8 protein-coding genes are annotated in these 9,121 nt (G+C 63.9%); 5 read left to right on the top strand and 3 right to left on the bottom strand.

What is annotated here, in order from left to right; genetic code table 11:
* Positions 1-100: 100 nt before the first annotated feature.
* The gene (locus tag AC0L2P_RS12800) at positions 101-1,633 is read right to left on the bottom strand and encodes a helicase HerA-like C-terminal domain-containing protein (protein WP_473501588.1); all 1,533 of its coding nucleotides are present in this window, start codon (positions 1,631-1,633) and stop codon (positions 101-103) included.
* Between the two features lie 275 nt (positions 1,634-1,908).
* Here AC0L2P_RS12800 and AC0L2P_RS12795 point away from each other — a divergent pair, with 275 nt between their 5' ends.
* The 4 genes from AC0L2P_RS12795 to AC0L2P_RS12780 all read left to right on the top strand — a co-directional run bounded on the left by AC0L2P_RS12795 (position 1,909) and on the right by AC0L2P_RS12780 (position 6,152).
* Complete coding sequence (locus AC0L2P_RS12795) at positions 1,909-3,351, top strand: methylmalonyl-CoA mutase subunit beta (protein ID WP_473501587.1); 1,443 nt, start codon at positions 1,909-1,911, stop codon at positions 3,349-3,351.
* Positions 3,348-5,471, top strand: a complete 2,124-nt coding sequence (gene scpA, locus AC0L2P_RS12790; protein WP_473501586.1) for a methylmalonyl-CoA mutase — start codon at positions 3,348-3,350, stop codon at positions 5,469-5,471. The genes AC0L2P_RS12795 and scpA overlap by 4 nt, the downstream gene beginning before the upstream one ends.
* A gap of 73 nt (positions 5,472-5,544) precedes the next feature.
* The gene (locus tag AC0L2P_RS12785) at positions 5,545-5,766 is read left to right on the top strand and encodes an AbrB/MazE/SpoVT family DNA-binding domain-containing protein (protein ID WP_095496758.1); all 222 of its coding nucleotides are present in this window, start codon (positions 5,545-5,547) and stop codon (positions 5,764-5,766) included.
* The gene (locus AC0L2P_RS12780; RefSeq protein ID WP_473501584.1) at positions 5,763-6,152 is read left to right on the top strand and encodes a type II toxin-antitoxin system death-on-curing family toxin; all 390 of its coding nucleotides are present in this window, start codon (positions 5,763-5,765) and stop codon (positions 6,150-6,152) included. Before AC0L2P_RS12785 ends, AC0L2P_RS12780 begins: the two co-directional genes overlap by 4 nt.
* Here the strand turns inward: AC0L2P_RS12780 and AC0L2P_RS12775 are convergent.
* On the bottom strand, positions 6,149-6,622 hold the full coding sequence (locus tag AC0L2P_RS12775; RefSeq protein WP_473501582.1) for a GreA/GreB family elongation factor: 474 nt from the start codon (positions 6,620-6,622) through the stop codon (positions 6,149-6,151). The genes AC0L2P_RS12780 and AC0L2P_RS12775 overlap by 4 nt on opposite strands.
* A gap of 121 nt (positions 6,623-6,743) precedes the next feature.
* Between AC0L2P_RS12775 and AC0L2P_RS12770 the strand changes: the two genes are divergently transcribed.
* Positions 6,744-8,120 (top strand): TIGR03808 family TAT-translocated repetitive protein, encoded by a 1,377-nt coding sequence (locus AC0L2P_RS12770; RefSeq protein ID WP_473501581.1) that lies wholly within the window; start codon positions 6,744-6,746, stop codon positions 8,118-8,120.
* Here AC0L2P_RS12770 and AC0L2P_RS12765 read toward each other — a convergent pair.
* The gene (locus AC0L2P_RS12765) at positions 8,113-9,117 is read right to left on the bottom strand and encodes an asparaginase (protein ID WP_473501580.1); all 1,005 of its coding nucleotides are present in this window, start codon (positions 9,115-9,117) and stop codon (positions 8,113-8,115) included. The two genes, AC0L2P_RS12770 and AC0L2P_RS12765, sit on opposite strands and share 8 nt — an antisense overlap.
* Positions 9,118-9,121 lie beyond the last annotated feature (4 nt).

Genomic DNA, 9,121 nt, shown 5'->3' with positions numbered 1-9,121 from the left:
TCAATCTCCTTTACCAAGGAGATTGAATCAGTGCTTCAGAGCTGCTTCAAGCCGGAGTTTTTCAACACAATCGGCGCGAAGCTGATATTCGCGCCCTGCCTCACCTGCCCCTGGCCAAACTCCCCAGTATACCCCGCACGATCGCCCGTCCGACCGACGAGCCGACCGAGCGCACGACGGATTTGATCGCCGCCTCCGCCACCGTCTGGCGGTTGGACGGGCGCGGCGCGCGGCGGCCGCCGGTCGGCTGGGGATCGTCGTTGCCGAAGCCGGGAATGGTCCAGCGCGAACGACCTGCGTCCTGCTGCTGCGCCTCTGCCTCCTGGGCGTCCTTGGCCTTTTTCTGCAGCATCTCGAAAGCCGATTCGCGGTCGATGGTCTGATCGTATTGTCCCGCAACCGGGCTCTCAGTGATCAGCTTGCGGCGCTCTTCGGGCGTGATCGGGCCAAGGCGCGAGCACGGCGGGCGGATCAGCGTTCGCTGTACCATGGACGGCACGCCTTTGGCTTCCAGCATCGAGACCAGCGCCTCGCCGGTGCCAAGCTGCGTGATCACGGTTGCGCAGTCGAAATCGGGATTGGGCCTGAACGTCTCGGCGGCCGTCTTGACCGCCTTTTGCTCACGCGGCGTATAGGCACGCAGTGCGTGCTGCACGCGGCTGCCCAACTGGGCCAGCACCGTTTCAGGGATATCCAGCGGATTTTGCGTGACGAAATAAACGCCGACGCCCTTCGAGCGGATCAGCCGGACCACCTGCTCGACGCGGTCGATCAGCACCTTCGGCGCGTCGTCGAACAGAAGATGCGCCTCGTCGAAGAAGAAGACGAGCTTCGGCTTGTCCGGGTCGCCGACCTCGGGCAGTTCCTCGAACAGTTCCGACATCAGCCACAGAAGGAACGTCGCATAAAGCCGCGGATTCATCATCAGCTTGTCGGCGGCGAGCACGCTGATGGCGCCGCGTCCATCGCGCGTGGTGCGCATGATGTCGGCGATCCGCAATGCCGGCTCGCCGAAGAAATTGGCCGCGCCCTGCTGCTCCAGGACCAGCAGCGTGCGCTGGATCGCGCCGACCGAGGGCTTCGTCACATTGCCGTAGCGGGCGCCGATCTCTTCGGCGCGCTCGGCGATGTTGGCAAGCAGTGACTGCAGGTCCTTCAAGTCGAGCAGCAAAAGGCCTTCCTCGTCTGCGATGCGGAAGGCGATGTTCATGATGCCTTCCTGCGCCTCGGAGAGGTTCATCAGCCGCGACAGAAGCAGCGGCCCCATCTCCGAGATGGTGGCGCGGATCGGATGGCCCTGCTCGCCAAACAGATCCCAGAAGATGACCGGGAATTCCTGGAACTCATAGGGATCGAGCTTGACCTGCTCGGCCCGCTTGACCAGGAAATCCTGCGCTGTGCCCATCATGGCGATGCCCGACAGGTCGCCCTTGATGTCGGCGCAGAATACCGGCACGCCGGCATTGGAGAAACCCTCGGCCAATATCTGCAGGGTCACCGTCTTGCCGGTGCCGGTCGCGCCGGTGACCAGGCCGTGACGATTGCCATACTGCAGCAAAAGCTGTTCGGGCCGCTGATAGCTGTCGTCCGGCTTGCGGCTGGCTCCTATGAAGATACTGGTATCGTCGGCCATGTGTCCGGTCTCCGCAAACCTATAGGGTTGAATGCCCTGATCCCTTGAAGAAAAGGGAACCCCGCCGCAGGTATAGTGAGGCCATTGCGCAGCGACAATGGGCGTCCTCGAAAATGGCTTTTGGAGCTTGCGGAACCTGCCCATGTTTGGCAATCGGTTGACGGTCGCCGTCACGGAAGGCGAGTTGCACGGCATGTGTGCTGCATTGTGATATCGGGCCGAGGACCGTAGACTGACATAGCAGGCCGCTGCGGCCGCTAGAATGAGGAGAACGGATGGGCGCCGGTGCCTTGACCCATGATGCCGAACTTCCGAACGCCGACCGGCAACGATGGCTGGCGCTGGCGGAGAAGGCGCTGGCCGGCGGGTCCTTCGAGCAAAAGCTCGTCTCGCATACGGACGACGCCATCCGCATCGAGCCGCTCTACGAACGTTCGGTAACCGCCGAGCCTGTCGTGCGCGCCAACCCGGGATCACCCTGGATCGTCAGCCAGCGTATCGACGATCCGGACATAGGCCGCGCCAGTGCCCAGGCGCTGGAAGACGTCGCGCAGGGTGCTACCGGACTGTCGCTTGTCTTCGAAGGCGCGCCGAACGCCTTCGGCTATGGCTTGCCGAGGACAGCGGAGGCGCTGGAGGGCGTGCTCGACGGCGTGCCGCTCAACCGCATCCAGATCCGCATCGACGCCCATCCCTGGAGCCGCGCCGTGGCCGACTGGCTGGTGGCGTTCTTGACCAAGCGCCGCTCCGACCCGGCAAAGCTCAATCTCTCCTTCGGCATCGATCCGGCGGCGATCTTTGCCGGGACCGGCAGGCTGCGCATGTCGATCGAGGCTTTGCAGGCTTCGATGCCGCAATCGCTGGCGCATTTCTTTTCGATGGGCGTGCCCGGCGTGCTGCTGGAAGCAGACGGGCGGGTATTCCACAATGCCGGTGCTACAGAGGCGCAGGAGCTTGGCACCATGCTCGCGTCGGCGGTGTCCTATCTGAGGCTGTTCGAGAAGGCGCGCCAGCCGCTCGTCTACGCGGCGCCGCACATCGGTTTTGCGCTCAGCGTCGACCAGGACCAGTTCGTGTCGACGGCCAAGGTCAGGGCGTTGCGCAGGCTGTGGGCGCGTGTCCAGGAGGCCTGCTCGATACCGCCCTCGACCGCCAGCATCCATGCCGAAACCTCCTTCAGGATGATGACGGCGGCCGACCCGGAAACCAACATCCTGCGCACCACTATCGCTGCTTTTGCGGCTGCGGCCGGCGGCGCTGATTCGATCGCCATCCTGCCGCACACCATCGCGCACGGCCTGCCCGGGGGTTTTGCCCGCCGCGTTGCCCGCAACGCGCAACTGATCATGGCCAATGAAAGCCACATCGACCACGTCGCCGATCCGGCTTGCGGTTCGGGCGCCGTCGAAGCGCTGACTGCGGAGCTCTGCGCGGCGGCCTGGCAGGAATTCCAGCAGATCGAGGCGGAAGGCGGCGTGCTGTCCAGCCTCGAGCAAGGCGATATCCAGAAACGCGTCCAGGCAGCTTCCGCCCGCCGCAACGCTGCCTACCAGGCGGGCGAACGGGCAATCATCGGCACGACGCTGCACCCGTCGAAAACCGAGCGTCCTGTCGAGACGCTGGCGGCGGAGCGGCGGCCAGCCTTGACCGAAGGCGTTGCGGTGTGCGAGCCGCTGTTTCCGATCCGCATCGATCAGTCGATCGGAGCCGCGCCATGATCCCGGATTTCAGCCAGATCGGCTGGTCGCCGCCACGGCGGGTGCCGGTCGAGGTCAAAGGTCAGCGGATGACGCCGGAAGGCATCGCCGTCAAGCATCTCTACAACCAGGGCGATCTCAAGGGCTTGCCGCATCTCGATAGCTATCCGGGCCTGCCGCCCTTCGTGCGCGGCCCCTATCCGACGATGTATGTCCAGCAACCCTGGACGATCCGGCAATATGCCGGCTTCTCGACGGCCGAAGAGTCCAACGCCTTCTACCGGCGCAACCTTGCCGCCGGCCAGAAAGGCCTGTCGGTCGCCTTCGACCTCGCCACGCATCGCGGCTACGACAGCGACCATCCGCGCGTCGCCAGCGATGTCGGCATGGCCGGCGTCGCCATCGATTCCATTCTCGACATGCGCCAACTGTTCGATGGCATCCCGCTTAACGAGATGACGGTATCGATGACGATGAACGGCGCGGTGCTGCCGATCATGGCGCTCTATATCGTGGCGGCCGAGGAACAGGGCGTCGCGCAGAAGGACCTCGCCGGGACCATTCAGAACGACATCCTGAAAGAGTTCATGGTGCGCAACACCTACATCTATCCGCCAAAACCTTCGATGCGGATCGTGTCGGACATTTTTTCCTACACCTCGACGCACATGCCGAAATTCAATTCGATCTCGATCTCCGGCTACCACATGCAGGAGGCGGGAGCGACGGCGGACCTCGAACTCGCCTACACGATTGCCGACGGTATCGAATATGCCCGCGCCGGCGTAGCGGCCGGCCTCGACATCGACCGTTTCGCGCCGCGCCTTTCCTTCTTCTGGGCGATCGGCATGAATTTCTTCATGGAAGTCGCGAAGCTGAGAGCAGCGCGCCTTTTGTGGGCCAGCCTGATGCTGAAGAACTTTTCGCCGAAAGACGAGCGCTCGCTGTCGCTGCGCACCCATTGCCAAACTTCGGGCTGGTCGCTGACGGCGCAGGATCCCTACAACAACATCATCCGCACCATGATCGAGGCGATGGCGGCGACTCAAGGGCATACGCAGTCGCTGCACACCAATTCCTTCGACGAGGCAATGGCGCTGCCGACCGACCATTCGGCCCGCATCGCCCGCAACACACAGCTCATCCTGCAGAAGGAATCCGGCACGACGCGCATCATCGACCCGTGGGGCGGCTCCGCCTATATCGAACGGTTGACGCATGATCTGGCGGCGCGCGCGCTTGCCCATATCGAGGAGGTCGAGAACCTCGGCGGCATGGCCGCGGCGATCGAAAAGGGCCTACCGAAGCTGCGCATCGAAGAGGCTGCCGCGCGCACCCAGGCGCGCATTGATTCCGGCGAACAGATCGTGGTCGGCGTCAATGCCCACCGCCCTGGGACGGATATCGATGTCGACGTGCTGAGGATCGACAATGCCGAAGTCAGAGCACGGCAATTGTCGAAGCTGCAGCGGCTGAAAGGCACGCGTGACGTCGCCGCCGTCGAGAGCGCGCTCGATGCACTGACCCGTGCTGCCGGGAGTAACGGAAACCTGCTGGAATTCGCCATCCGGGCTGCACGCGCCAACGCCACGGTCGGCGAGATTTCGCTGGCGCTGGAGAAAGTCTTCGGCCGCCATGTCGCCTCGGTGCAGACGATCTCCGGCGTCTATCGCAACGCGCTTGGTCACAGTCCAGTGGTCGACCGGCTGCAGGACAAGATCGTGGCGTTCGAGGAGAAGTCGGGCGGAAGGCCGCGCATTCTGGTCGCCAAGATGGGCCAAGACGGCCATGATCGCGGCCAGAAAGTGATCGCCACCGCCTTTGCCGACCTCGGCTTCGACGTCACTGTCGGGCCGATGTTTCAGACGCCGGACGAGATCGCCAGGCTGGCCGTCGAGCATGACGTGCACATCGTCGGCGCCTCGTCGCTGGCGGCGGGCCATTTGACGCTCATTCCCGAACTCAAACTTGCGCTGAAGAAGCTCGGCCGCGACGACATGCTGATCGTCGCCGGCGGCGTCATCCCGCCGCAGGATTACGACGCAGTCCGGCAGGCAGGCGCCACTGAAATCTTCCCGCCCGGCACCGTCATCCCGGAAGCGGCGGACCGGCTGATGGACGGGCTGCTGCAGGCCGGCTGACGCTTTGTTATAATGTCTGTTGTAACGAAAAACACCCTGAGTTATAATCAGCGTTGCAACAGGATGTCTCACCATGAATACGACCATTCGCAAGATCGGCAATTCCGAAGGCGTGATCCTGCCGAGGGAGCTTCTCGACCGCCTGAACCTGAAGGCCGGCGACCAGCTTCAAATCGTTGAAACCGGTGACGGCCTTGCGCTGAAGCCGGTGGACGACAGCTTCGAGCGGCAAATGAAAGCTGCCCGCGAGGTCATGGACAAATACAAGGTCGCGCTTCAGAAGCTCGCCGAATGAGCTCGGAGTTTCTGACGCGGCGTGCAGTCGAGGCGATGCACGCGGAGCAGTTGCGCCGGCACGGCGGAGCACAAGGCTTGAGGGATGAAAATGCCCTTGAATCGACGCTCGCACGCGCCGAGAACAAGGCCAACTACGGAGACCCGTCGGTTGAAGAACTCGCAGCCGCCTATGTCTTCGGCATTGCCAGAAACCATGCCTTTGTCGACGGCAACAAGCGCACGGCGATTGTCGCAGCCGGCGCGTTTCTGATCGTGAATGGGTATGTCCTGACCGCCAATAACGGCATGCTTTACGAATTTGTCATGGGTGTCGCAGCCGGCGAAATCGACGAGGCCGGTGCTGCGGCGTTCTTCCGCGACCATGTCGTCAAGCTCGAAGACTAACTGTCGGAGAGCTTGACGATCTCCCATTCCTTGCCATTGACCACGGCAACTTCGCCGACCTTCTTACCGAACAGCGCCATCGCCATCGGCGACATATGGGAAATTGTCCCCTTGGCGGGATTTGCTTCATCCTCGCCGACGATCTTCCAGTGCACCTTCTTGCCGTCCTCGCTCTCCAGGGTGACACCCATGCCGAAACGAACCATGTCGCTGCCCGGTTCCGGCACCGAAAGCTCGGCGCTTTCACGCCGCGCCGTCCAATAGCGGAGATCACGCGACACCAGCGCGATTCGCTCGCGGTCGGCCCTCTTTTCGGCTCTGCCAAGTTCGTCGCGCAGAGCGGCCACCTCCGCATCGATCAGCGCCAGGCCACGTTCCGTCACCAGATTGCGGTGATGGCTGATCGGCCGCTCGCCGATGCCGGCGATGGCGTTTTCGCTGTCTTCTTCGCGGGTGAAGGCCCTGCTCATTTATCGAACTTATGCCTGACGCGACGACTCCACAAGCCGTAGCCGGCGAACCGATATCGGGGCCGATCCCGTCTGGCACGAAACCTGCGGCGCGACGGTTGAACGCAAGGAATCTGTGCCGATGTTGAACAGACGAACGCTGCTTGCACAGACCGCCGGCTTTGCCGTCATGGGGCTTTCGCTCGGCAAGGCAGCGGCGAAAAACCTGCCCGGCATCGAGAAGCCCGCGATGCGCGGGGCGATCAACGCGACCGAGCTCGGCTTCCGGCCCGGCGCCCTTTACGACCAGAGCAAGGCTTTCACCAAGCTGCTGCGCGATGCGCACGACCGCGACATGCCAGTGTTCCTGCCACCGGGGAGCTATGTCGTTTCCAACCTGTCGCTGCCCGGCCGCGTGCGCCTGTCCGGCGTGCCGGGCGCATCGCGGATCATCTATGGCGGCAACGGCCATCTCGTCATGGCCGAACAAGCCGAGCATATCGAACTCAGCGGGCTGGTGTTCGACGGCAGCAACCGCTCGATGGGCGACTACACCCAAGGCCTGCTCGATCTGCGCCGCATCGCCCATCTGGTCATCGACAACTGCCAGATGACCGGCAGCGGCAAGAACGGTCTGGCGCTCGAACACGCCTCGGGCCGCATCGAGCGCTCGCAGATATCCGGCGCGGCCGATGCCGGCATCTATTCGGTCGAGGCCGATGGGCTGGAAATATCAGGCAATAGCGTCTCCGATTGCGCCAATGGCGGTATTCTCGTGCACCGCTGGCAGGCGGCGGAAGACGGCACCATCGTCAGCGGCAACCGGATCGAACGCATCCGGGCGCGCGGCGGCGGAACCGGCCAGAACGGCAACGGCATCAATGCCTTCCGCGCCGGCAACGTCATCATCTCCGGCAATATTGTTTCGGACTGCGCGTTCTCCGCGATCCGCGCCAACAGTGCCAGCAATTTGCAAATCACCGGCAATACCTGCTCGCGCTCCGGCGAAACGGCCGTTTATTCCGAATTCTCATTCGAAGGGGCGATCATCGGCAACAACGTCGTCGATGGCGCCGCCAACGGCATCTCGATCGTCAATTTCAACGAAGGCGGCCGGATGGGCGTCTGCTCCGGCAACGTCGTCCGCAATCTGTCGACCAGCGGCCCCTACCCCGCCGATGCGCCCGGCTTCGGTGTCGGCATCAGCGTCGAGGCAGACACCACCGTTTGCGGCAATGTCGTCGAGAATGCGCCGCTCTACGGCATGCAGATCGGCTGGGGACCGTTCATGCGCAATGTGGCCGCCACGGGAAACGTCATCCGCAAGGCGGGGACCGGTATCGCCGTCAGCGTGGTCGAAGGTGCCGGGACGGCAATCATTTCGGACAATGTCATCGACGGGGTCCAGAACGGCGCGATCGTCGGCCAGCGCTGGGCCGAGCCGGTAACCGGCGAGCTCGCCGGGTCAGGCAATGCCGGCTATGCGCATCTAACTGTCGAGCGCAACCACGTCAGTTGAGGGCGGCGGTGGGCCGGAGCGCGCCAACCTTGGCGCCGATCCGGCTTTCGATAGGCGCATTTGCCTGTTCGATCAGTTTCGCCGCCAGCGCGTGGTCGGCGTGCAAAAGCTTTGCCAGCACAGCCGCGACCATCACTTCAGCGGCGCGGCCGGCGCCATCGTCGCACTTCAGGGCGATGCCAAGGCCAAGTTCCGGAAGGGCGGCACAATGGACGCCCTCGGCGCCACCTTTGACGAAGATCCGGCCGGGTGCGGCCTCCATCAGTGCGGCATCCGCCCTGCCCGTGCCGGCGACGAAAAATGGCTCGGCCATGCAGGCGGAAAGCAGCCGCTTCGCCGCCCGGGCGCGCACCGACTCGAAGCCGGCACCTGTCGCCATGCGGGCAAAGCCAAGGGCAAAGCTGCGCAACGGCACGGCATAGGTCGGAATCGAGCAGCCGTCGGTGCCGCGATGATCGGCGTCATGGGCTGCACCGGTGACCGCCTGCATCGCTTCGCGCACCATCTCCTGCGAAGCATGGCCGGGCTTGACATAACCCCGATGGGCGATGCCGCCGTGAACGCAGGTGCAGAGAAAGCCCGAGTGCTTGCCTGAACAATTGTTGTGCAAGGCGTTCGGCGCACGGCCGGCGCGCGCCAGCGCCAGCGTCGCCCCATGGTTCGACGGCCAATGGGCGCCGCATTCGAGCGCCGTCTCGTCCAGGCCGGCCTTCGCCAGCATGGCCCGCGCCAGCTCGATATGCGCGGGCTCGCCGGAATGCGACGCGCAGGCCAGCGCCAGTTCCCGGTCACCGAAGTCGTAAGCGTCGGCAGCGCCGCTCTCGACAAGCGGCAACGCCTGGATCGCCTTGACGGCCGAGCGCGGGAACACCGGCTGTGCCGTGTCGCCGATCTCCCAGACGACCTTGCCGTCGGCCTCGAATACGGCAACAGCGCCGCGATGCGCGCTCTCAACGATTGCGCCGCGCAAAACTTCGACCAGAACCGGATTTGCCATGTCA

The sequence above is a fragment of the Mesorhizobium sp. WSM4836 genome, from assembly GCF_055811815.1.
The sequence above is the reverse complement of the archived record's forward strand: the minus strand, read 5'-3'. Positions and strand labels throughout refer to the sequence as shown.

Coding starts and splice junctions, on each gene's coding strand:
- AC0L2P_RS12800 (WP_473501588.1), bottom strand. CDS start 1,633: ATGGCCGACGATACCAGTATCTTCATAGGAGCCAGCCGCAAGCCGGAC.
- AC0L2P_RS12795 (WP_473501587.1), top strand. CDS start 1,909: ATGGGCGCCGGTGCCTTGACCCATGATGCCGAACTTCCGAACGCCGAC.
- scpA (WP_473501586.1), top strand. CDS start 3,348: ATGATCCCGGATTTCAGCCAGATCGGCTGGTCGCCGCCACGGCGGGTG.
- AC0L2P_RS12785 (WP_095496758.1), top strand. CDS start 5,545: ATGAATACGACCATTCGCAAGATCGGCAATTCCGAAGGCGTGATCCTG.
- AC0L2P_RS12780 (WP_473501584.1), top strand. CDS start 5,763: ATGAGCTCGGAGTTTCTGACGCGGCGTGCAGTCGAGGCGATGCACGCG.
- AC0L2P_RS12775 (WP_473501582.1), bottom strand. CDS start 6,622: ATGAGCAGGGCCTTCACCCGCGAAGAAGACAGCGAAAACGCCATCGCC.
- AC0L2P_RS12770 (WP_473501581.1), top strand. CDS start 6,744: ATGTTGAACAGACGAACGCTGCTTGCACAGACCGCCGGCTTTGCCGTC.
- AC0L2P_RS12765 (WP_473501580.1), bottom strand. CDS start 9,117: ATGGCAAATCCGGTTCTGGTCGAAGTTTTGCGCGGCGCAATCGTTGAG.